1 protein-coding gene is annotated in these 1,014 nt (G+C 31.6%); it reads right to left on the reverse strand.

What is annotated here, in order from left to right; genetic code table 11:
- Positions 1–144 precede the first annotated feature (144 nt).
- On the reverse strand, positions 145–1,014 hold an 870-nt coding region (locus AC1DTM_RS28430; protein ID WP_477001483.1), incomplete at its 5' end, for an MFS transporter.

Raw genomic sequence — 1,014 nt, forward strand, 5'->3', positions numbered from 1 at the left:
GATTATATAGGGGCTTGCTATTTATTTGGTTGTAAAAGACATAATCATCTTGAATATGAAAAATAAAAAGATTCGACTGTCAAATATGATGGTCGAATTTTTTTATTTTTCATTGTCTAAAGGTACCATCTCAATTGTAATGTGTTAAAGATGTTTCGTCTCATTACATAGGTATATATCCTCTTTAGAGCTCCCTTTTTTAATATTTAAAATATGTAGTGAAATAAAACCAATAAGTCCTATTCCGCCGAAAATAAGCCATGGTGTATACATTCCGTTTAAGTTTGATGTAAACCATGTACCGGTATAATTACCAATGATAAAACCAAATGCGAGTGATAATTGATAAAATCCGAAATAAGTAGCAGTATACGATTCGTTACTGTAATTCGCAATAGCGATATCAGCGTTAGGTAATACAAGTGTTTCGCCAATTGTAAATAATATTACACAAATAAATAGCCAATATGGATGTTGGAATAAAGGAATGAGTAAAAAGGAAATACCCATTAATAAAACACCGTATTTAATAATAGAAAGTGTGTTGTATTTATGAAAGAGTTTCCGGAATAATACCATAAATATGACACCTGTTATTGCATTTATCGTAATAACTAGTGTAGCGAGCTGGTTACTATGACTAATGTTTTTCATATGAAGTGGAAGTGCGACAGTAAGCTGAGTAAACATAATGTAGAAGAAAATCATAATAAATGAAAACAAAAGAAAGGTTTTATTTTGTAAGATTGCCTGTATTCCTAAAGCAATAGACGTGTTTTCAGTAGAGACTTGGAAGTGGTTTTTAAGTAAGTAAAAGATTAAAGCGAATAACAGCATAAGAAATCCTGTTAAAGAGAAAGCATATATCGGATCTAATAGGAGTAAGAAACTTCCTGCAATTGGTCCGATTATCGCACCGCAATTAAAACTAAGGTTTAAGTATGTAAATAAATTTTTTCTCATATGAACTGGTTGTGAGCCGAATATGGCGCGAGCAGCAGGTTCGTAAAATGC

It is taken from the genome of Bacillus sp. P4_D3 (genome assembly GCF_056401855.1).